This is a genomic window from Kitasatospora sp. NPDC001603, from assembly GCF_040298365.1.
Taxonomy (GTDB): domain Bacteria; phylum Actinomycetota; class Actinomycetes; order Streptomycetales; family Streptomycetaceae; genus Kitasatospora.
The window spans coordinates 184450-205202 of record NZ_JBEPAA010000005.1 but is presented as its reverse complement, the minus strand read 5'-3'; the positions used below and the strand labels follow the sequence as shown (position 1 = coordinate 205202).

Below are 20753 nucleotides of genomic sequence, written 5' to 3'. Positions count from 1 at the left end.
AGCAATGCTAAAGCCCGCCCTTCAGAATTCATCGCTGGTGCTACACGGTCGGTGGCGGCCATCCTCGACCCATGACCGCAACACCGGCCGCCCCCGGCGGCAGCATGAGACCGCGTCACATCGCGCTGGCCGTCCTGGTCGCCGCCGTCTGGGGCCTCAACTTCGTCCTGATCCACGTCGGCCTGGAGAACTTCCCGCCGCTGCTCTTCTGCGCCCTGCGCTTCGCGGTGGTCGCCGTCCCGGCGGTCTTCTTCGTCGGCCCGCCGCGCGTGGCGTGGCGGTGGGTCCTCGGGGTCGGCCTGGTGCTGGGGGTGGTCAAGTTCGGACTGCTCTTCCTCGGCATGCACGCCGGGATGCCGGCCGGGCTCTCCTCGCTGGTCCTGCAGGGCCAGGCGGTCTTCACTGCACTGTTCGCCGCCGTCCTGCTGGGCGAGCGGCCCGGCCCGCAGCGCCTGGCCGGCCTCGGGATCGCGCTCGCCGGCATCGGACTGAGCGCCGTCGACCACGGCGTCGGCGGCCCGGTCGGGGCCTTCGTCCTGGTCGTCCTCGCCGCCGTCGCCTGGGGGCTGTCCAACGTGCTGACCCGCAAGGCCGCCCCGCGCGACGCGCTGCGCTGGATGGTCTGGGTCAGCGCCGTCCCGCCGCTGCCGCTGCTCGGGCTCTCGCTGCTGGTCGAGGGCCCGGCCGCCGACCTGCGGGCCCTGCGCGACCTCACCCCGGCCGGACTGGGCGCGATCGGGTACGTCGGACTGGTCTCCACCCTGTTCGGCTTCGTCGCCTGGAGCTTCCTGCTGCGCAGCTACGACGCCACCACGGTCGCGCCCTACTCGCTGCTGGTCCCGGTGTTCGGGATGTCCTCCGCCTGGCTGCTGCTCGGTGAGCGGATCGGCCCGGTGGCCGGCTGCGCGGCGCTGCTGGTGATCGCCGGGATCGGGATCACCGCGCTGCGCCCGGGGGCGCTGTCCGGCGCGGCGGCATGGTGGCCGCGTACGCGCTCTCGGCGGAGCGCAGTGCTCGCAGCAGGGCGTCCTGGTCGGCCGGGTTGATCGGGCCGAAGTACTCCTGCGCCACCTCGTGCCGGACCTGCCCGATCCGCTCCACCGCCGACCGGCCGGCCGTCGTCAGCACGATCCGGACGGCGCGCCGGTCGGCCGGGTCCGGGGTGCGCTCGACCAGGCCCGCCTCCTCCAGCGCGTCCACCACGGTGGTGGCCGAACGGGGGGCGATGTGCAGCCGCTCCGCCAGATCGCCCAGGCGCATGGCGCGGTCCGGCAGCTCGCAGCCGGGGGCGTGCGCGAGGGTGCGCAGGGCGCGGCCCTGACCGGGGGTGATGCCGAAGGGCTCCAGGCGCTCGCTGGTGAGGCGGCGGATCCGCTTGATCGCCCTGGTCATCGCGTCGGCGAGCTCGGCGGTGGTGTCCTGCGCTGCGGCGTCCTGGGCCGCGATGTCCTGCACTGCGGTGCCGTCCGGCGCGACGGTGACGTCCGGGGCCGCGGCGCCGTCCCGGGCGGTGCCGGGGCCGGTGGAGGAGCTCCCCGCGTCGTCGGTCGGCGTGGTGGTCATGGGGGCTCTCCTCGGCAGGTGTCGACCAAGGGTATAGGCCGGTCCGGGGGCGGGAGCAGGGCAGGACGCGCCACGGACGAGGGCTCCGTAAAGTTGTTGAGTCTGGCTCACTATCTGGGTTAGCTTGGTTCCGAGTGAGGGCAACCTAAGTTCCCTCCCGTGATTCTGGAGGGCCCGTGCCCCGTTCCGAAGCCCGCGTCGCCACCGACCGGTCCGCCCGCTACGCCAAGCAGCTCGCCGCCCACATGGGGCGCAAGATCGAAGCCGACTGGTCGGAGGAGACCGGTCGCGGCACCCTGACCTTCGGCCGCGGCACCGCCACGCTGGAGGCCGCCCCCGACGCCCTGCTGCTCACCGTCGAGGGCGAGACCGAGAACCTGCCGGGCCTGGAGGACGTGGTCGGCCGTCACCTGGTCCGCTTCGGCGCCCGCGACGAGCTGGTCGTCAGCTGGCAGCGCGACAACGGCGAGCCCGGCCTCGTCCAGCGCAACGACGAGCCCGCCGAGCCCACCGAGGGCTAGATGATTGATTCCAGGGGTGGTGACGGTCCTGGAGGTTGACCAAGCCCCGCTCAGGCGCTGGGCGAAGCCGCTCTCTTGATTCCCCATCCGACGCCTGGGCTGCCTTTCGGCACCGCCGGCGCCAGCGCCGGGGGCAAGTTGACGGTCTGACCTGCGGCCACCGTGTTCGACAGTGCGTTCGTACCCATTGGCGATCAACGGTGGCCGGAGCCCGGGGCTTTACTGAGGTCGGCGCTTCAGAGTGACCAGGTCGCCACGAAGCAGCTGACGCCGCCCACGGGGCCGGCGCACAGGAGGCGGTGGGTGGTCAGGTCCCAGTCGGCCCCGTCCAGGAGCTGCCAGGGCGAACGGCTCGACGCCTTCAGCTCACGAGCGAGGTGCGCATCCAGGTTCGGGAAGAATCCGTCCTCCTGAGGCGTGTTCTCGGTAGCGGGCACTCACGGCCGAGCCGTCGGGCTGACCCGGCGCCGGGCAGGGGCCGGGCGGACGTCTGCTCTGCGGACGGCGTCCGGGAGCGCTTCGACAACGGGGATGCGGTCGGCGGGGGAGCAGGTGCCGGACGCCGGCTCGTCGCGGGTCGCACACCATGTCGTAAGGTTTCCGATCATGCTTGCAAGACGACTGGCCGGCCTGCTCGTCGGTGCCCTGGCCCTCACCACGGCCTGCACCTCCGCCCCGGCAGCCGACAGGACCGCGCAGCCCGCACCCCCGGCCTCGGACGAGCCCTCGCCCGAACCGAGCACCCCGCTCGCTGTACAGAGCCTCACCTCGCCGGAGCTGCAGTCCCGCTGGTGGAACTGGGCCACCGCCACCGCGGAGGACCGCAACCCGGTCCTCGATCAGGATGGCCACCTGTGCGGCCAGGGCCAGGAGGACGGCATCTGGTTCCTCGCCGGTACCACCGGCGGCGCGGCCACCCGCACCTGCACCGTCCCCGTCGGGGTGCCGGTCGTTTTCCCGCTGGTGAACCTGTTCGGCGAGTCCGCGGACTGCCTGGAGTTCATGAACGCCGCCAAGGGAAGCGCCACCCTGGACGGACGCTCCCTGACCCCCGAGGAGCTCGGTTCCACCCCGATCCGGATGAACCCGCGGAAGGGCAACCCGTTCACCACCACGGCCGGCCCCCTCAATACCTGGTCCTGCGGCCTCTGGGTCCGGCTGGACCCCCTCGCCCCCGGCAGCCACGAGCTGAGCCTTCGGGGCGAGTCGGGCACCTTCTCCACCTCCGTGGACTACCGCCTCCAGGTCGCCCGGCCGACCCCCACCGATGCGGTCTGATCATCCATCAGTTGCGGCATGGGGAGCGAGGACGGCCGCCGACCGTGAGCCGAGGGGACCTGCCCAGCTGGCCCGGTGCACCCCGAATCCCGTGCGTCGCCGAAAAGTCACTGTCCCGGCCGCCTGGAAGTGGCCGGGAATTGCCATCTTGGGGCACGCCTGAACTGCGGCGACTCCTTCAGCAGGTCGTCGGTCATCCCATCGAGTGCGGTCGCGAGGGAGTCCAACTCTGTCTTCACACAGTGACGGTGGACTCCCTCCTCCCATACGCGCAGGCGATCCCTCGGAATCGATCAGCTAGGGGTGGCGCCGGGAGTCGCGGCCGTTCCGGGCCGGTGGCAGCTCGGCGAGCGCCCGGAGCACCAGCCCGCCGAGGCACCAGCCGGCCACCACGTCCAGCAGCCAGTGGTAGTCGCTCCACACCAGTCCGAGGCCGACGCCGGCCGCGAGCAGGGCGGCGGCCGCGTACAGGCGGCGCCGAGCGCGGGCGCCGGTGGTGCGGGCCAGCAGGAACGCGGCCACCCCGTAGGAGAGGGTCGCGGTCGCCGTGTGGCCGGACGGGTACCAGCCCCACTGGTCCGGCGCCAGGGGCATCCCGAACGGCCCCGGCCGGGCGAACGCGGCCTTCGCCGGGACGACCAGCAGTGGGATCAGCCCGGCCGTCAGCACCGCGATCAGCGCCGGCAGCCACGGGCGCGCCGCCCCGGCCCGGCGGGACCGCCAGGCCGCCAATGCCCCGGCGGCCAGCAGGACCGGGATCGCCGGGACGGAGCCGCCGAGGTCCGACAGGGCCTCGCCGAGATGGTTGAGCAGCGTGCTGTGGAGGTCGTGCCGGGTCTCCCGGACGCCGTGCCGGACCCAGCGGTCCAGTCCGAGCAGCGGTCCGTCGACGGCCACCTGCCAGGAGATCAGCACCAGCACGGTGGCCAGCGCCACCGGAAGGGCCGCCGACCCGGCCGGGCCCGCCAGGCGCTCCTGAACGCGAAGTGGCCGCCCCGGAGCAGGGGGGAGAGCTCCGGGGCGGCTCTGATGATCGCCGTTCCGCGCGCCCCGGGGGGTATGGGTCGGACGGTCGGTCGATCGGCCTTCGGTGTGCGCCGGCCCTTGCGGGTCGGCCTGGTTGTCCTCGCGGGCGACCTGCGGATCCGCCGGTGGGGGCGGTGCCGCGGACGGGTCCGCCAATGGCTGGGGCTCGCTGTCCATCTGTCATGACACTACGTCAACGGCCGCGGCGCACTGAGGAGCTTCAGCGATTCAGCACAGCATCTTCACCCCTGGTGGGCGGTGCGGCGGCCCGCCCCGCACACCAGGACGAAACCGCCCGGAGCGACCGAACGGCCCGTGCGGACGAGGTGTCCGCACGGGCCGTTCGATGCTGTCCGGAATCCCTCCGGCGGGTCGGTGCCACCCGGTCACGGGCGGCCCGGTGGGGGCGCCGCCGCTCAGACGGTGGCGAAGGCGTTCTCCAGGATGTCCAGGCCCTCGTTCAGCAGGTGCTCCGGCATGACCAGCGGCGGCAGGAAGCGCAGCACGTTGCCGTAGGTGCCGGCGGTCAGGACCACCAGGCCCTCGGCGTGGCACGCCTTGGCGATGGCCGCGGTGGCCTCCGCGTTCGGCTCCTTGCCACCCGGCTTCACCAGCTCCACGGCGATCATCGCGCCGCGGCCGCGGACCTCGCCGATCCGCACCGAGTCGTGGTGGGCGAACTTCTCCTGCAGGGCCCGCAGACGGCCGAGCATGATCTCGCCGATCCGCTGCGCCTTGCCGTTGAGGTCCTGCTCCTTCATGGTCTCGATGGCGCCCAGCGCGGCCGCGCAGGCCACCGGGTTGCCGCCGTAGGTGCCGCCCAGGCCGCCGGCGTGCGCGGCGTCCATGATCTCGGCGCGACCGGTCACCGCGGCCAGCGGCAGACCGCCGGCGATGCCCTTCGCGGTGGTGATCAGGTCCGGGACGATGCCCTCGTCGTCACAGGCGAACCACTGGCCGGTGCGGCAGAAGCCGGTCTGGATCTCGTCGGCCACGAAGACGATGCCGTTGGCCTTGGCGTACTCCACGATCGCCGGCATGAAGCCCTTGGCGGGCTCGATGAAGCCGCCCTCGCCCTGGACGGGCTCGATGATGATCGCGGCGACGTTCTCGGCGCCGATCTGCTTGTTGATGATGTCGATCGCCTGGGCGGCGGCCTCGGCGGCGCAGTTCTCCGCGCCGGTCAGCCAGCGGTACGGGTAGGCCACCGGCACCCGGTAGATCTCCGGCGCGAACGGACCGAAGCCCTGCTTGTACGGCATGTTCTTCGCCGTCAGGCCCATGGTGAGGTTGGTGCGGCCGTGGTACCCGTGGTCGAACACCACGACGGCGGTGCGCTTGGTGTAGGCGCGGGCGATCTTCACCGCGTTCTCGACCGCCTCGGCGCCCGAGTTGAACAGCGCGGTGCGCTTGTCGTGGTCGCCCGGGGTCAGCTCGTTCAGCTGCTCGGCCACGGCCACGTAGCCCTCGTACGGGGTCACCATGAAGCAGGTGTGGGTGAAGGCGGCCAGCTGCTCGGTCGCCTTGGCCACCACGGCCTCGGCGCTGTTGCCGACGTTGGTCACGGCGATGCCGGAGCCGAAGTCGATCAGCGAGTTGCCGTCCACGTCCTCCAGCACGCCCCCGTTGGCACGGGACACGTACACCGGCAGGGTGGTGCCGACGCCGGCCGCCACCGCACCCAGCTTGCGGGCCTGCAGCTCCTGCGACTTCGGACCGGGGATCGCGGTGACCAGGCGGCGCTCCTGCGGGAGCGGCGTTGCGGCGCTCATGGGTTTCTCCAGACTTCTCGGCTCGGTGCTTCGCAGGCTACGGCGGCCCTCCCCGGGCGGGCATGCGCCACTCGGTAGCACTGGGCCGTCCGACTTGTCCGGGGCGGCCAGCGCAGGGAGTGCGACTACCGGCAGCCCACGCTCCACTACATTGAGCGCGGGCGTGTCGCCGGTGCGGCGGCATGGGTATGGCGGGACCGACGGTGGTCGGGCCGGGCGGGCGAGGGAGCGGGGCCGTACATGGGACTGGACGGGGCACGGGGCCACGGCGAGCGGACCGCTGCCGCACCTGCGACACCCATGCCGCACCAACGTCCCGGCCGCCCCGCGGCACCCCCGCCCTTCGACCTCGCCGCCTGGGTCGCCGCCCCCCGCCCCGACGCCGCCCCGGGCGTCTACCGGCAGGGCTACGACCAGGTCGACCCCGACCGGGCGGACGACGCCAAGGTCCCGACCTGGCCCCTGCTGCTGAGAGCGGGGTTGAACGCGGTGGTGGGGTGGCTGGCCTATGTGTACGGGGTCGAACTCGCCAAGTACGCGACGACGCTGATTGGTGTGCTTCCGACCCAGTCCGCCTTCGTGGCCGTGTCGGTCATTCTGACTCTCAACGTGCTCGTGCTCGCTGTCGTGATCAAGGTGTTCGGCCGGATGGGCCGCTGGCCGGAGGTGTGGCGGCGGTACGTGGCGCCGTTGATGGCGCGCACGGTGACCACGGAGGAGCCCGCCGAGGAGGGCGTGGCGGCGCAGGCCGAGTGGGCGCGTGACCCGTGGGCGGCCCTGCGGCTCGGCGGGGCGGCCGCGGCGGCGGGACGGCTGGACGGCGAGCCCGTCGGGGACGTCGACTACGTGCGGATCCAGCGGGCCTGGGAGTCGGCCCAGGCCGACCCGGTGTTCGTGCCGGCCTTCGTCGAGCAGGTGGCCGCCCGGGGCGCGGCGGCGTTCGCCCACCCCTCCGAGGCGCGCGAGCTGGCCGGGCGGGAGGAGCAGCACGATCTGCTGCTGGGCCAGGTGCGGCTGGGCACGGCGCAGGACGTGCCGAAGAACCCGTTGACGCACCGGGCGGCCGGTTTCGCGCTGGACCCGTCGCTGCTGGGCACCTCGTTGCTGGCGGTCGGCCCGGCGGGCACCGGGAAGACCGCGCGGTTGGCCCGGCCGGTCGCCGAGGCGCTCTGCCTCCAGGCGCTGGCCGGTACGGCGTGCGCGGTGGTGATCGGCGCGGCCGACGCGGAGCTGGGGCCGGACGCCTGGTACGACGTGGTGATCGCGCCGGGGGACCGGGGCTCGGCGTACGGGCTGGACCTCTACGGGGCGGTGCAGGATCCGGACGAGGCGGCTGCCCGGCTGGCCGAGGCGCTGCTGCCGGACGAGCTGACGGCCCGGGCGGAGACCGCCCGGACGGCGCTGCAGCAGGTGGTCGGCCCGTTCCGCGCCGGGTTCGGCCGCTACCCGGCGGTGCGCGAGCTGCGGGCGCTGCTCGGCGGTGAGCCGGAGGCCCTGGAGGCGCTGGTGAAGGCGCTGCGCGCGGCGGGCCGACTGGCGGCGTACGAGCGGGACCTGGAGTACCGGGAGCGCCAGCGCGGCCGGGCGGACGACCCGGGGGCGCTGCTGGCGGACCGGCTGGCCCTGCTGGACCGGCCGGCCTTCGAGGGGGCGTTCGCGACCGACGGTACCGGCCGGCCGCCGTTCGCGATGCGGGTGCTGGACCACCCGTTGCGGGTGCGGGTGAAGCTGCCCGAGCGCAGCCACCCGGAGGCGGCGCGGATGCTGTCGCGGCTGCTGGTGGGCCAGTTCGTGCAGGCCGCGGCGGCCCGGGAGGACCGTTCGCTCTTCGCCGGCCTGGTGGTCGACGACGCGTCGACGGCGTTGGACGCGCACATCGTCCGGGGGCTGCAGCGGCTGCGCGCGGCCAACGCCGGCGCCGTGCTGTTGCTGCGGACCCTGGTCGATCTGCCCGAGGCGCTGCGGGCGCCGCTGTTCGGGGCGGTCGGCTGCCGGATGGTGTTCCCGGGGATCGCGCCGTGGGACGGCCGGATGTTCTCCGAGGCCTGGGGCACGCACCTGGTCCGGGAGACGGCGGTGACGCACGCGCCGGACACCTCGGGCGGGCTGGTCCGCCGGGCCGGGCGGCTGGGGCGCAAGGCGCTGTCGGGGACGACGGCGCAGACCGAGTCGGTGACCACCCGGGACGTGGAGCGGTTGCGCTGGTCGCCGTCGGACCTGGCGCACGCGTTGCCGGCGGGCCATGCGGTGATCTCGCTGACCGTGGTCTCGGGCGAGCAGGTGCCGCCGCTGCTGGTGGACCTGCGGGGCTGAAGCTCGCCTCCGAGGTGGATTCGGCAGTGCCGGTTGTCCGGAGCGTCCATAATGAGGGGAGAGACCCCCACCAGATTCCCCAGCCCTCTCCTCGCCCGGCCGCAACGGCGCGGTCAGGTCGTCCCCCGAAGGTGCCATGCCTCCCACACTCGCCTCCGTCGTCCGCAACACCTCGCTCCATCTGACGGTCCTCGCCGGTGCGGACCACCTGGAGCGGCCGGTCCGCTGGGTGCACACCAGTGAGCTGGACGACCCGACGCCCTTCCTCGAAGGTGGTGAGCTGCTGCTCACCACCGGGATCAAGCTGGGCCGCACCGCGGCCGGGTTGCAGGCGTACGTGCACCGGCTGGCCGACGCGGGCGTGGTGGGGCTCGGCCTCGGTGTCGGCCTGTCGCACACCGAGGTGCCGCAGCCCCTGGTGGACGCGGCCGCCCAGCGCGGGCTGCCGCTGCTGCGGGTGCCGGAGCCGACGCCGTTCATCGCGATCAGCAAGGTCGTGTCGGCGGCCCTGGCCGCCGAGCAGTACGAGGCGGTCACCACCAGCTTCGAGGCGCAGGAGGAGCTGACCCGGGCGGCGCTCGGCAAGGACGGCACCACGGCCGTGGTGCGCCGGCTGGCGGCGCGGCTGGGCGGCTGGGCGGCGCTGTACGACGGTTCGGGCGCGCTCTCGGTGGTGGCCCCGGACTGGGCGGCCCGCCGGGCCGGCCGGCTGGCGGCCGAGGTGGACCGGCTGCGCCGGCGCCCGGCGCCGTCGAGCGCCGCGCTGCAGGGGCGTTCGCCGGGGATAGACACCGCGGACGAGGACTACGTGGTGGTCCAGTCGCTGGGGGCGGACCGCCGGGCCCGGGGCTTCCTCGCGGTCGGCACCGAGGACAGGATCACCCCGACCGAGCGGTACGTGCTGAACGCGGCGGTGGCGCTGCTGACCCTCACCCTGGAGCGCTCGCGCGAGCTGCGCCAGGCGGAGGAGCGGATGGGCGCGGCGCTGCTGCGGATGGTGCTGGCGGGTGAGGTGGCGACCGCCCGGCAGGTGGCGGCCGGGCTCTTCGGCGGTCTGCCGGAGGGGACGGTCCGGGTCATGGTGGCCGGTGCCGGCCAGGGCGTGGACGCCACGGAGGCGCTCGGCGAGCTGGGCGACCGGGCCGAGCAGGCCGGCGCCCGGGTGGGGGAGAAGCTGCTGGTGGCGCGCGAGGAGGGCGGCACGCACGGGCCCCGGCTGATGGTGCTGGCACTGGACAACGGTGCCGTGCACCGGGCCTGCCTGGGGGCGGTGGAGGAGCACGAGGGCCTGTCGCTGGGGGTCTCGGCGCCGGCCGCGCTGGAGGAGGCGGGCACCGCGAACGCGCAGGCCGAGCGGGCGCTCGCGGTGGCGCTGCGCGGCGGTCGCCGCGCGGTGGACCACGAGGAGGTGGGCGCCGGCTCGCTGCTGCCGCTGCTGGGCGAGGACGCGGTGACGGCGTTCGCGGAGGGGCTGCTGCGCCCGCTGCGGGACCACGACCGGACCGCCCGCGGCGACCTGGTGGCGTCGCTGCGCGCCTGGCTCTCCAGACACGGCCAGTGGGACGCGGCCGCCGCCGACCTGGGCGTGCACCGGCACACGCTGCGCTACCGGATGCGGCGGGTCGAGGAGTTGCTGGGCCGCTCGCTGGACGACACCGACGTCCGGATGGAACTCTGGCTGGCCCTTCGCTCCGGCGAAGAGTAGGCGAGGAGCAGCGGAGCAGTAGCCGAGCAGCGGAGCAGTGGCGGAGCAGCCGACCGGTGGGTGACGTTCGCCCGCCCACCCGGGCGGCGGAGCACCGGAACCCGGCCCGTCCGCTGGACGGGATGGAGTGAGCGCGGAGGCGAACGCTACTACGTGGCCAACCCGGTCGGCGCGCCGCCGCCCCTACCCTCGGTTCTGGTTCCACGTCCGTGGGGCCGTGAGGACGACGAGGAGAGGGCCGGTACCACGGTGACCACCACGTACGATTTCTGGCTGGCCGGCCGCCGGGCGAGCGGCGACGCCGACTTCGAGGTGCACAACAGCTGGGACGGCCGCCTGGTCGGCAAGGTCAGCGTCCCCACCGAGGCCCAGGTCGAGGAGGCGCTGGACGCCGCCGTGGCCGCGCTGCCGGTGTTCGCCGCGACCCCCGCGCACGTCCGTGCCGCCGCGCTGGACCACGTGGCCAAGCGCCTGGCCGAGCGCACCGAGGAGATCGCCCAGCTGATCACCGCCGAGAACGGCAAGCCGATCAAGTGGGCGCGCGGCGAGGTCGGCCGTGCCGTCTCCGTCTTCCGCTGGGCCGCCGAGGAGTCCCGCCGGACCAACGGCGAGACCATGCGGCTGGACACCGACCCGGGCGGCGTGGGCCGTTTCGCGGTGGTGCGCCGGTTCCCGCGCGGCGTGGTGCTGGGCATCGCCCCGTTCAACTTCCCGCTGAACCTGGTCGCCCACAAGGTCGCCCCGGCGATCGCGGTCGGCGCCCCGATCATCCTCAAGCCGGCTCCGGCCACCCCGCTCTCCGCGATGGTGCTGGGCGAGATCCTGGCCGAGACGGACCTGCCGGCCGGCTCCTGGAGCGTCCTGCCGGTGCCGAACGACCGGATGCCCGCGCTGGTGCAGGACCCGCGTCTGCCGGTGATCTCCTTCACCGGTTCGGACAAGGTCGGCTACCAGATCATGGACTCGGTGCCGCGCAAGCACACCACCCTGGAGCTCGGCGGCAACGCCGCGGCCGTGGTGCTCGCCGACTGGTCCTCCGAGGCCGACCTCGACTGGGCCGCCACCCGGATCGCGATGTTCGCCAACTACCAGGGCGGCCAGTCCTGCATCTCGGTGCAGCGGGTGATCGCCGACGCGTCGGTGTACGACGCGCTGGTGGAGAAGGTGGTGGCCAAGGTCGAGGCGCAGGTCACCGGCGACCCCAACGACGACGCCACCGACGTCGGCCCGCTGGTCGACGAGAACGCCGCGAAGCGGGTGGAGTCCTGGGTGGACGATGCCGTGGCCAAGGGCGCCAAGGTGCTCACCGGCGGTACCCGTGAGGGCGCGACCTTCGCCCCGACCGTGCTCGCCGAGCTGCCCGCCGACGCGATCCTGGCCAAGGCCGAGGTGTTCGGCCCGGTGCTGTCGCTGCACCGGGTGGACGGCACCGACGAGGCCTTCGCCGCCGTCAACGACTCCGCCTTCGGCCTGCAGGTCGGTGTCTTCACCCGTGACCTGCAGACCGCCTTCCGCGCCCATCGGGAGCTGGAGGTCGGCGGTGTGATCATCGGCGACGCGCCGTCCTACCGCGCCGACCAGATGCCGTACGGCGGGGTCAAGGACTCCGGCGTCGGCCGCGAGGGCGTCAAGTACGCGATGGACGACTACACCGTGGAGAAGGTCCTGGTCCTCACCGGCCTCGACCTCTGATCCCGAACGATCCCGAAGGGCTCCCGGCACGCTGAGGGGCCCGAACGGCCCGAACGGCCCGAACGGCCCGAGGGGCCCGGTACCGCCGCAGCGCGGCGGTACCGGGCCCCTCGGCGTGTCCGGGGGAGGTTCAGACCCGGCCGGCCGCGGCCGCGACGGCCTCCGCCACGGAGGCGTTGCCGGCGACCAGCTCCAGCGTCTGCCCGGCGGTGCCCGCCTCGTGCAGCAGCTCGGCCAGCACCGCCGCCACGTCGGCGCGGTCCACCGCGCCGCGTTCGACCGAGGGAGCGAGCCGGACCAGGCCGGTGCCCGCGCCGTCGGTGAGCCGGCCGGGGCGCAGCACCGTCCAGTCGAGCGCGGTGCGGGCGCGCACGGCGTCGTCGGCGGCGCCCTTGGCCCGCAGGTAGGTCTCGAAGACCGGGTCGGCCGGGTAGTGCGCCTGGGCGTCGGCGCCCATCGAGGAGATGATCAGGTAGCGCCGGACCCCGGCGAGTTCGGCGGCGTCGGCGAGCAGGACGGCGCCGTCGCGGTCGACGGTGTTCTTGCGGTCGGCGCCGCTGCCGGGGCCGGCGCCGGCGGCGAAGACCACGGCGTCGGCGCCCGCCAGCAGCCGGGCGAGTTCGGGGGCGGTGGCGCTCTCCAGGTCGAGCAGCAGCGGCTCGGCTCCGGCGGCGGCCAGGTCCCCGGCCTGTTCGGGGCGGCGGATGAGGCCGGCGGGGCGGTCGCCGCGCTCGGCGAGCAGACGTTCGAGCTTGAGCGCGATCTGTCCGTGGCCTCCGGCGATGACGGTACGCATGGCTCCGACGGTAGCGGGGACGCGTCCCGGCGTCCTGTGGAACCCGGCCGGCAGGACACAATGGGCGCATGACTTCGCTCGCCCACCCGCAGCTGCGCTTCACCCCCGTGGTGAAGGACCCCTCCGCTCCCCGGGAGCTGGTGATCCTCGGCTCGACCGGTTCGATCGGCACCCAGGCCATCGACGTGGTGCGCCGCAATCCGGACCGGTTCCGCGTGGTCGCCCTGTCGGCGGCCGGCGGGCGGGTGGAGTTGCTGGCCGCGCAGGCCCTGGAGCTGGGCGTGCACACCGTGGCGGTCGCCGACCCGGCGGCCGAGCCCGCGCTGCGCGAGGCGCTGGCCGCGAAGGCGGCGGGGCGTCCGCTGCCCGCCGTGCTGGCGGGCCCGGACGCGGCCACCGAGCTGGCCGCGATGGAGTGCCACTCGGTGCTGAACGGCATCACCGGGTCGATCGGCCTGCGCCCGACGCTGGCGGCGCTGCGGGCGGGCCGGGTGCTGGTGCTGGCGAACAAGGAGTCGCTGATCGTCGGCGGTCCGCTGGTGAAGGCGGTGGCGAAGCCCGGGCAGATCGTGCCGGTGGACTCCGAGCACGCCGCGCTGTTCCAGGCGCTGGCCGGCGGCACCCGCGCCGAGGTGCGCAAGCTGGTGGTCACGGCGAGTGGCGGCCCGTTTCGCAGCCGGACCCGCGAGCAGCTGGCGGGGGTGACGCCGCAGGAGGCGCTGGCGCACCCGACCTGGGCGATGGGGCCGGTGGTGACGATCAATTCGGCCACCCTGGTCAACAAGGGCCTGGAGGTGATCGAGGCGCACCTGCTGTACGACGTGCCCTTCGACCGGATCGAGGTGGTGGTCCATCCGCAGTCGGTGGTCCACTCGATGGTGGAGTTCACGGACGGCTCCACGCTGGCGCAGGCCAGCCCGCCGGACATGCGGATGCCGATCGCGCTGGGGATGGGCTGGCCGGACCGGATCCCGGACGCGGCGCCCGCCTGCGACTGGACGAAGGCCGCCACCTGGGAGTTCTTCCCGCTCGACGACGAGGCCTTCCCGGCGGTCCGGCTGGCCCGCGAGGTGGGATCGCTCGGCGGGACGGCGCCGGCGGTGTTCAACGCGGCGAACGAGGAGTGCGTGGAGGCCTTCCTGAAGGGCCGCCTCGCCTTCACGGGAATCGTGGACACTGTTGCCAAGGTCGTGGCCGAGCACGGACAGTACGACAGCGGGCGGGCCGCGGCGGGAACTTCTCTGACCGTCGAGGACGTCCTGCACGCGGAGGACTGGGCCCGCGCCCGGGCCCGCGAGCTGGCGTCGGGCTGACGGCTCCGGCGGACGACCGGACGACGAGCGGAGAGCAATGACGGAGGGCCTGCGGTGGCAACGGTTTTGACGGTGGTCGGCATCCTGGTCTTCGCGATCGGGTTGCTGATCTCGATCGCCTGGCACGAGCTCGGCCACCTCTCCACGGCCAAGCTGTTCGGCATCAGGGTGCCGCAGTACATGGTCGGGTTCGGTCCGACGGTCTGGTCCCGGAAGAAGGGCGAGACCGAGTACGGCGTCAAGGCGATCCCGCTGGGCGGGTACATCCGGATGATCGGGATGTTTCCGCCCGGTGCGGACGGGCGGATCACCAAGCGCAGCAGTTCGCCCTGGCGGACCATGATCGAGGACGCCCGGGAGGCCTCGTACGAGGAGCTCCAGGAGGGTGACGACAGCCGGCTCTTCTACACCCGCAAGCCGTGGAAGCGCGTCATCGTCATGTTCGCCGGGCCGTTCATGAACCTGGTCCTGGCCTTCGGGCTCTTCCTGACCGTGATGATGGGCTTCGGCGTCTCGATGACGGTGCCGACCATCGGCACCGTCGCGCAATGCGTGGTCAAGGCCGGCCAGCCGACCGACAGCTGCCCGGCCGACGCGCCGAAGACCCCCGCCGCCCAGGCCGGGCTGCGGCCGGGCGACAAGGTGGTCTCCTTCGACGGCGACCGGATCGGCGACTACGACCAGCTCCAGGCGGACATCCGCCGTTCGGCCGGGAAGACCGTGCCGGTGGTGGTCGAGCGCGAGGGGCAGCAGCTCACCCTCACCCCGACCATCGCCGTCAACGACGTCCAGAAGTACGACGGCAACGGGATGCCGGTCAAGGGCGAGACGGTGCAGGCGGGCTTCCTCGGCTTCACCCCGACCAGCGGTGTCGTCCGGCTCGGCGTCGGGCAATCCCTCGACCGGATGTACGACATGGCCGAGAGCGGTGTGAAGTCGCTGGTGGCCCTGCCGGGCAAGGTCCCGGGGCTGTGGAACTCGGTGGTGGACGGCGCCCCGCGCGACGTCGACTCGCCGATCGGCATGGTCGGCGCCGCCCGGGTCAGCGGCGAGGTCTTCTCGCTCGACATCCCGGGCACCCAGCGGATCGCGTACTTCGTGAACCTGCTGGCCGGCATCAACCTGTCGCTCTTCCTGTTCAACATGCTGCCGCTGCTCCCGCTGGACGGCGGCCACATCGCCGGCGCCCTGTGGGAGTCGGTGCGCCGCCGATTCGCAAGCCTGTTCAAGCGGCCCGACCCCGGTCCGTTCGACGTCGCCCGGCTCATGCCGCTGGCCTACGTCGTGGCCAGCGTCTTCATCGGGTTCACCCTGCTCGTCCTGGTCGCCGACCTGGTCAACCCGGTCAAGATCAGCTAGTCGCCCGGTACGGCTGGTGTGCCCGGGGCCACCACCGTGCCGTACCGTTGGGGGCCGGGCGCGCGTTTCATCGGCGCGCCCGGCCCAGGCCGTCGAACGGCCGGACCGACCACACCTCAACCCCGGGGAACCCTGCGCACATGACCGCGATCTCGCTCGGTATTCCGTCCCTGCCGCTCAAGCCGCTCGCCAAGCGCCGAGTCTCCCGGCAGATCATGGTCGGCAACGTGCCGGTCGGCGGCGACGCCCCCGTCTCGGTGCAGTCGATGACCACCACGGTGACCTCCGACATCAACGCCACGCTGCAGCAGATCGCCGAGCTGACGGCCTCGGGCTGCCAGATCGTGCGGGTCGCCGTACCGTCCCAGGACGACGCCGACGCCCTGCCGATCATCGCGAAGAAGTCGGGCATCCCGGTCATCGCGGACATCCACTTCCAGCCGAAGTACGTGTTCGCCGCGATCGACGCCGGCTGCGCCGCGGTCCGCGTCAACCCGGGCAACATCAAGGCCTTCGACGACAAGGTCGGCGAGATCGCCAAGGCCGCCAAGGGCGCCGGCGTCCCGATCCGGATCGGCGTCAACGCCGGCTCGCTCGACAAGCGCCTGCTGGAGAAGTACGGCCGGGCCACCCCCGAGGCGCTGGTCGAGTCCGCGCTCTGGGAGTGCTCGCTCTTCGAGGAGCACGACTTCCGCGACATCAAGATCTCGGTCAAGCACAACGACCCGGTCGTGATGATCAACGCCTACCGCCAGCTCGCCGCGGCCTGCGACTACCCGCTGCACCTCGGGGTCACCGAGGCCGGTCCCGCCTTCCAGGGCACCATCAAGTCCGCGGTCGCCTTCGGCGCGCTGCTCGCCGAGGGCATCGGCGACACCATCCGGGTCTCGCTGTCGGCCCCGCCGGCCGAGGAGATCAAGGTCGGCAACCAGATCCTGGAGTCGCTCGGCCTGCGCCAGCGCGGTCTGGAGATCGTCTCCTGCCCGTCCTGCGGCCGCGCCCAGGTCGACGTCTACAAGCTCGCCGAGGAGGTCACCGCCGGCCTGGAGGGCATGGAGGTGCCGCTGCGCGTCGCGGTCATGGGCTGCGTCGTCAACGGTCCGGGCGAGGCCCGCGAGGCCGACCTCGGGGTCGCCTCCGGCAACGGCAAGGGCCAGATCTTCGTCAAGGGCGAGGTCATCAAGACCGTCCCCGAGTCCAAGATCGTGGAGACCCTGATCGAGGAGGCCCTCAAGCTGGCCGAGCAGATGCAGGCCGAGGGCGTCGAGTCCGGTGCGCCGACCGTGACCGCCGCGGAGTGACCGGCGGGCAGTAGTTTCCGGAAGCGGGGCCGTCCGTGCGCGGACGGCCCCGCGGCCGTAGCCGGGTGGGGCCACGGAGTAGGGTGCGGCCAGAGTCGTCTCAGTGAGGTGCTGTCTCGATGCTCGATCGAGGTGTGATGCTCCCCAGCTCGTTCCAGGCCGTCCGCGCCCTGGCGACCACGCGCGTCCTGGAGGCCTCCGACCTCGCGGACACCCTGGCGGTGCTCCGGCGCGATCCGGTCGCCAACGCCTTCGTCGCGACCAGGGTGGAGGCCGTCGGGCTGGACCCCTGGCGCCTCGGCGGCGAGATGTGGGGCTGGTACGACGAGCGCGGCGAGCTGGACGCGCTCTGCTACGCCGGCGCGAACCTGGTCCTCGTGGACGCCGGCCCGCAGGCCGTGCAGGCCTTCGCCGAACGGGCCCGCCGCCAGGGCCGCCGCTGCTCCTCGATCGTCGGCCCGGCCGAGGCCACCGCCGCCCTCTGGGCCCTGCTGGAACGCAGTTGGGGACCGGCCCGCGAGGTCCGCGCCCACCAGCCGCTGCTCGCCACGGCCGTGCCGTCCGCCGAGATCGCGCCCGACCCGCTGGTACGGCGGGTGCGGCGGAGCGAGATCGAGACGCTGATGCCGGCCTGCGTGGCGATGTTCACCGAGGAGGTCGGGGTCTCCCCGCTGGCCGGTGACGGCGGGCTGCTCTACCAGGCCCGGGTCGCCGAACTGATCTCCACCGGGCGTTCGTTCGCGCGCTTCACGGAGGACGGCCAGGTCGTCTTCAAGGCCGAGGTGGGGGCCGTCACCGAGGGCGCCTGCCAGATCCAGGGCGTCTGGGTCGACCCGGCCCACCGCGGCCGCGGCCTCTCCGAGACCGGCATGGCCGCCGTCCTGGACATCGCCCTGCGCGAGGTCGCCCCGGTGGTCTCGCTCTACGTGAACGACTACAACCTGCGGGCCCGCGCCGCCTACCGCCGGGTCGGCTTCCGCGAGGTCGGGGCGTTCATGAGCGTGCTGTTCTGAGCTCCTTGCCGCCTCCGCCCGCGTGGGGGGCCGGACGGGTAGTAACGTCCGGGGCATGGATCAGCTGACCGGGGTGACGATCGAGGCCATCGACCTTGCGGCATGGGCTCCGCAGGCGCTCGACGTCCAGGCGGTGGCGTTCGGGCTGACCCCCGAGGAGGTCCTGGTCCGGCTGCACATCGTCGGGCGGCACGCCCAGCAGCCCGGGGTGATCGCGCTGGGCGCGCTCAGCGGCGGCCGGCTGATCGGCTTCGGCTACGGCATGCCGAACCGCCGGGAGCACTGGTGGAGCACCGTGATCCAGCCCTATCTGGAGGCCGGCGGCCACGGCGCCTGGCTGGACGAGGTCTTCGCGATCACCGAACTGCACGTGCTGCCCGAGTTCCAGGGGCAGGGCATCGGCTCCACCCTGATCAGGACCCTCTGCGCGCGCTCCGGGCTGTCGCGCACCATCCTCTCCGCGATCGACGCCGAGACGCCCGCCCGCCGGCTCTACCGCTCGCTCGGCTACCGGGACCTCGCGCGGGCGGTGCACTTCCCCAACACCGAGCGCCTGTACGCGGTGATGGGCGCGGAGCTGCCGCTGCGGGGGACCGGACCGGCTCAGAGCGCGCCGGCGAACTCCAGGTAGAGCTCGGCGTCCTCCCGGCGGCCCGCGGCCAGGGCGCGCAGGCCGAGGTCGGCCGCCCGGAACAGCGTCCAGCCGCGCAGCCGGTCCCGGTCCACGTCCAGGGCGTCCGCGAGCTGGTGCAGCCGGCGGCGGACGGCGGCGGGGACGCCCGGGGAGCCGACCAGGGTGTCCGCCCGGTCCAGGGCCAGCCGGGCCAGGTCGTAGGCGCGTTCGCCGACCAGCGGCCGGGGGTCGATCGCCAGCCAGGGCGCGCGGTCGGCGGCGAGCACGTTGCCGTGGTGGAAGTCGCCGTGCAGCAGCACCTCCTCGTCGGCCGAGGCGCAGAGGCCCTCGGCGGCCGCCAGCGCCTCGGTGACCAGCGGGGCGGCCTCGGCGGCGCCCGGCAGCGCGCCGCGCCGGCGCAGTCCGGCGGCGGTGGTGGCCGTCCGGTCGGCGAGGGTGGCGAAGCCGTGGTCGCCGGGCGGCTCCACCCAGAGCCGGTGGAGCAGGCTGGTCGCCTCCAGCATCGCCTTCGGCTCGGCCAGCGAGCGCAGCGGGATGTCGCCGTGCAGCCGCTCCAGCAGCAGCGATCCCTCGGCGGGGTCGGCGGCCAGCAGCAGGACGGCGCCGCGGCCGGCCCACTGGGCGAGGGCGGCGTGCTCCCGGTCGGTCTCCGGGGTGACCAGCCCGGTCTTGAGGACGGCGGGGCTCAGGTCGTCGCGGTGCACGTAGGCGATCAGGCTCAGACTGCCGCCCGGGTCGGCCACCCGCTCCAGGGTGAGGTCCCAGCGTGCCAGCCCGGCGCCGACCCGGGCCGGCAGGCCCGTGAGCCAGTGCCGGCCCTCCTCGTCCGCGCCGACGCTGCGCGCCAGCCATGCGGGGACGGTGATCTGCCCTGGTGCTCCCGACATGCCGGCCTTCCGGTTGTGCTTCCCCCGTGGTGCTACCCGTCCATTGTCGGCCATGGCGGTGAAACCGCAGGTCAGCGATCCGGGGTGGCAGCGGTGGCGGCGCGTTCGCAGGTCAGGGCGGTGCCGGGGGTCAGGCGGCCGGGCCGGCGGGGTCGGGGCCGGCGGTGGCGGGGCCCGTCGTGGCGGGCGTGCCGGCGGGGTCGGGCAGGCCGGGGAACGCGGCCGGGGCGGCGCCCCAGCGGCGGGCGCGCAGCGCGCAGTCGCGGAGCGCGTCCGCGGCACTGCCGCGCTGTGGGGCGGCGACGGCGGCGACCAGGTCGGCGTAGACCGCGGTGAGCCGGCTTTCGAGGTGCGCGGCCAGCCGGCCGGCGCCGGCCGCGTCGGTGACGGCGAAGGGCAGCTGGTAGCCGGCCGCCGCCGCGCCCGGGGTGGCCCCGGCGCCGCCGAGCAGCCGTTGCCAGGCGTCCCGCCGGGCCTGGTGGGCGGCCAGGGCGGTCCGCGCGTCGGTGCGCTGCTGGTCCTCCGGGAGCCGGGCGCCGACCACGCCGTAGCCGTAGATCGCGGCGTGCTCGGCGGCCAGCGCGCCCTGGAGGGCGGTGAGCGCCTCCGGGGCGGGGCCCGCCGTGCCGCCGGAGGCGGCGGGGGAGGCGTCCGGGGTGGCCGGGGCGGTGCCGGACGGCGTGGCGGGCCCGCCGGGCGGGTCGGTGGGCCCGGGCAGCGGAGCGGCGGCCGGAGCGGGGTCGCCCAGGGCGACGGCGTGCAGCACCCCGGCCGCGGAGACCGAGGCGAGCAGCCGGGCCAGCCCGGGCGAGGCGGCGCCGAGGTCGGCGAGCCGGGTCTGCGCGGTCTGCCGCTCCAGCGCGGCGAGGGCCGCGACGGTCGTCACCGTCGGGGCCGGGGCGGTGGCGGGCGGCGATCCGGGGGATCCCGAGGGGGACCCGGACCCGCCGGCGGACGGCGACAGGGACGGCGACAGGGAGGCGGACGGCGACGGGGAGGCGGCGGGGCCCGGCAGCCCGGCGGCCAGGGCGGCCCGGTGCTGGAGCACCTCGGCCCGCAGCGGCTGGAGCTGCCCGGCCTGCCCGGCCCCGGGCCCGGCCAGCAGGGCGTCGTACCCGGCCAGCAGCGCGTCGGTGGCGTCGACGGCGCGCAGCCGGACCGGCTCGTCCGGGTCGGGCCGCCGGTGCTCGCCCCCGCCCCCGACGCCCTCGTCGGGGGAGGCGGTGCAGGCGGCGAGGGCGCCGCCGGTGGCGAGGAACAGTCCGAGGGCCAGCAGGGTCCGTCGGCTGGGCGGCTGCATCGGGGTCACTCCGGGGCGTGTGCGGGAGGACGGCCTGCGTGCCCTCGTTGGCGTGAATGATTACAGAATCCTCACGGGTCCGGCCCCGGATTCCCAGGCCCCGGACCACGCCCCACCGGTGTGACCTTGCTCGCAGTGGGTGGCGCCCGGGCGCCCGCACGTGGTCCGGAATCGGTGGTTGGCGACTTCACCGGATAGGATTTGGGCCGAGCTGCCGCGACCCGGCCTGCGCCCGTCCGGCGCCGGACGGCGCGGTGCGCCCTCTGACAACAGCAGACGC

Annotated in this window: 17 protein-coding genes; 11 read left to right on the top strand and 6 right to left on the bottom strand. The window is 74.2% G+C overall.

From position 1 onward, the window contains the following. Positions 1-104 precede the first annotated feature (104 nt). Positions 105-1046, top strand: a complete 942-nt coding sequence (locus tag ABT263_RS05980) for an EamA family transporter (protein WP_352288072.1) — start codon at positions 105-107, stop codon at positions 1044-1046. On the opposite strand, the gene ABT263_RS05975 is transcribed toward ABT263_RS05980, so the two are convergent. Further along, positions 937-1563 carry a MarR family winged helix-turn-helix transcriptional regulator gene (locus ABT263_RS05975; RefSeq protein WP_352288036.1) on the bottom strand — a complete coding sequence of 209 codons (627 nt, stop codon included), beginning with the start codon at positions 1561-1563 and terminating at the stop codon, positions 937-939. The genes ABT263_RS05980 and ABT263_RS05975 overlap by 110 nt on opposite strands. A 176-nt stretch (positions 1564-1739) precedes the next feature. On the opposite strand from ABT263_RS05975, the gene ABT263_RS05970 reads away from it, so the two are divergent. Together ABT263_RS05970 and ABT263_RS05965 are read left to right on the top strand one after the other, a co-directional pair. Beyond that, complete coding sequence (locus ABT263_RS05970) at positions 1740-2084, top strand: DUF2218 domain-containing protein (protein WP_352288034.1); 345 nt, start codon at positions 1740-1742, stop codon at positions 2082-2084. Positions 2085-2690: 606 nt separating this feature from the next. Further along, on the top strand, positions 2691-3362 hold the full coding sequence (locus tag ABT263_RS05965; protein ID WP_352288032.1) for a signal protein: 672 nt from the start codon (positions 2691-2693) through the stop codon (positions 3360-3362). Positions 3363-3659: 297 nt separating this feature from the next. On the opposite strand, the gene ABT263_RS05960 is transcribed toward ABT263_RS05965, so the two are convergent. Further along, positions 3660-4298 carry a phosphatase PAP2 family protein gene (locus ABT263_RS05960; RefSeq protein ID WP_352288030.1) on the bottom strand — a complete coding sequence of 213 codons (639 nt, stop codon included), beginning with the start codon at positions 4296-4298 and terminating at the stop codon, positions 3660-3662. Positions 4299-4804: 506 nt separating this feature from the next. Continuing rightward, positions 4805-6160 carry a 4-aminobutyrate--2-oxoglutarate transaminase gene (gene gabT, locus ABT263_RS05955; RefSeq protein WP_352288028.1) on the bottom strand — a complete coding sequence of 452 codons (1356 nt, stop codon included), beginning with the start codon at positions 6158-6160 and terminating at the stop codon, positions 4805-4807. 300 nt (positions 6161-6460) lie between these two features. Between gabT and ABT263_RS05950 the strand changes: the two genes are divergently transcribed. The 3 genes from ABT263_RS05950 to ABT263_RS05940 all read left to right on the top strand — a co-directional run bounded on the left by ABT263_RS05950 (position 6461) and on the right by ABT263_RS05940 (position 11870). Beyond that, the gene (locus ABT263_RS05950; RefSeq protein WP_352288026.1) at positions 6461-8473 is read left to right on the top strand and encodes an ATP-binding protein; all 2013 of its coding nucleotides are present in this window, start codon (positions 6461-6463) and stop codon (positions 8471-8473) included. Positions 8474-8609: 136 nt separating this feature from the next. Continuing rightward, positions 8610-10178: a PucR family transcriptional regulator gene (locus tag ABT263_RS05945; protein ID WP_329487724.1), complete on the top strand. Its 1569-nt coding sequence runs from the start codon at positions 8610-8612 to the stop codon at positions 10176-10178. A gap of 249 nt (positions 10179-10427) precedes the next feature. Next, entirely contained in the window at positions 10428-11870 is a 1443-nt protein-coding gene (locus ABT263_RS05940; protein WP_352288023.1) for an aldehyde dehydrogenase family protein, read from the top strand. Between the two features lie 130 nt (positions 11871-12000). Here ABT263_RS05940 and ABT263_RS05935 read toward each other — a convergent pair whose 3' ends face one another. Continuing rightward, complete coding sequence (locus ABT263_RS05935; protein ID WP_352288021.1) at positions 12001-12666, bottom strand: SDR family oxidoreductase; 666 nt, start codon at positions 12664-12666, stop codon at positions 12001-12003. 68 nt (positions 12667-12734) lie between these two features. Between ABT263_RS05935 and dxr the strand changes: the two genes are divergently transcribed. From dxr to ABT263_RS05910, 5 genes are all read left to right on the top strand, one after another. Continuing rightward, the gene (gene dxr / locus ABT263_RS05930) at positions 12735-13979 is read left to right on the top strand and encodes a 1-deoxy-D-xylulose-5-phosphate reductoisomerase (protein WP_352288020.1); all 1245 of its coding nucleotides are present in this window, start codon (positions 12735-12737) and stop codon (positions 13977-13979) included. Positions 13980-14033: 54 nt separating this feature from the next. Further along, positions 14034-15338, top strand: a complete 1305-nt coding sequence (locus ABT263_RS05925) for a M50 family metallopeptidase (RefSeq protein WP_352288018.1) — start codon at positions 14034-14036, stop codon at positions 15336-15338. Positions 15339-15478: 140 nt separating this feature from the next. Then, positions 15479-16639, top strand: a complete 1161-nt coding sequence (gene ispG / locus ABT263_RS05920; RefSeq protein WP_329487719.1) for a flavodoxin-dependent (E)-4-hydroxy-3-methylbut-2-enyl-diphosphate synthase — start codon at positions 15479-15481, stop codon at positions 16637-16639. 137 nt (positions 16640-16776) lie between these two features. After that, the gene (locus ABT263_RS05915; protein ID WP_329492101.1) at positions 16777-17652 is read left to right on the top strand and encodes a GNAT family N-acetyltransferase; all 876 of its coding nucleotides are present in this window, start codon (positions 16777-16779) and stop codon (positions 17650-17652) included. Positions 17653-17707: 55 nt separating this feature from the next. After that, positions 17708-18283 carry a GNAT family N-acetyltransferase gene (locus ABT263_RS05910; RefSeq protein WP_352288016.1) on the top strand — a complete coding sequence of 192 codons (576 nt, stop codon included), beginning with the start codon at positions 17708-17710 and terminating at the stop codon, positions 18281-18283. Here the strand turns inward: ABT263_RS05910 and ABT263_RS05905 are convergent. Both ABT263_RS05905 and ABT263_RS38880 read right to left on the bottom strand, forming a co-directional pair. After that, complete coding sequence (locus ABT263_RS05905; RefSeq protein ID WP_352288013.1) at positions 18256-19173, bottom strand: aminoglycoside phosphotransferase family protein; 918 nt, start codon at positions 19171-19173, stop codon at positions 18256-18258. The genes ABT263_RS05910 and ABT263_RS05905 overlap by 28 nt on opposite strands. A gap of 130 nt (positions 19174-19303) precedes the next feature. Then, positions 19304-19753 (bottom strand): ferritin-like domain-containing protein, encoded by a 450-nt coding sequence (locus ABT263_RS38880; protein WP_502885763.1) that lies wholly within the window; start codon positions 19751-19753, stop codon positions 19304-19306. Between the last annotated feature and the right edge of the window lie 1000 nt (positions 19754-20753).

Coding starts and splice junctions, on each gene's coding strand:
- ABT263_RS05965 (WP_352288032.1), top strand. CDS start 2,691: ATGCTTGCAAGACGACTGGCCGGCCTGCTCGTCGGTGCCCTGGCCCTC.
- ABT263_RS05975 (WP_352288036.1), bottom strand. CDS start 1,563: ATGACCACCACGCCGACCGACGACGCGGGGAGCTCCTCCACCGGCCCC.
- ABT263_RS05915 (WP_329492101.1), top strand. CDS start 16,777: ATGCTCCCCAGCTCGTTCCAGGCCGTCCGCGCCCTGGCGACCACGCGC.
- ABT263_RS05905 (WP_352288013.1), bottom strand. CDS start 19,173: ATGTCGGGAGCACCAGGGCAGATCACCGTCCCCGCATGGCTGGCGCGC.
- gabT (WP_352288028.1), bottom strand. CDS start 6,160: ATGAGCGCCGCAACGCCGCTCCCGCAGGAGCGCCGCCTGGTCACCGCG.
- ABT263_RS05935 (WP_352288021.1), bottom strand. CDS start 12,666: ATGCGTACCGTCATCGCCGGAGGCCACGGACAGATCGCGCTCAAGCTC.
- ABT263_RS05950 (WP_352288026.1), top strand. CDS start 6,461: ATGCCGCACCAACGTCCCGGCCGCCCCGCGGCACCCCCGCCCTTCGAC.
- ABT263_RS05910 (WP_352288016.1), top strand. CDS start 17,708: ATGGATCAGCTGACCGGGGTGACGATCGAGGCCATCGACCTTGCGGCA.
- ABT263_RS05945 (WP_329487724.1), top strand. CDS start 8,610: ATGCCTCCCACACTCGCCTCCGTCGTCCGCAACACCTCGCTCCATCTG.
- ispG (WP_329487719.1), top strand. CDS start 15,479: ATGACCGCGATCTCGCTCGGTATTCCGTCCCTGCCGCTCAAGCCGCTC.
- dxr (WP_352288020.1), top strand. CDS start 12,735: ATGACTTCGCTCGCCCACCCGCAGCTGCGCTTCACCCCCGTGGTGAAG.
- ABT263_RS05980 (WP_352288072.1), top strand. CDS start 105: ATGAGACCGCGTCACATCGCGCTGGCCGTCCTGGTCGCCGCCGTCTGG.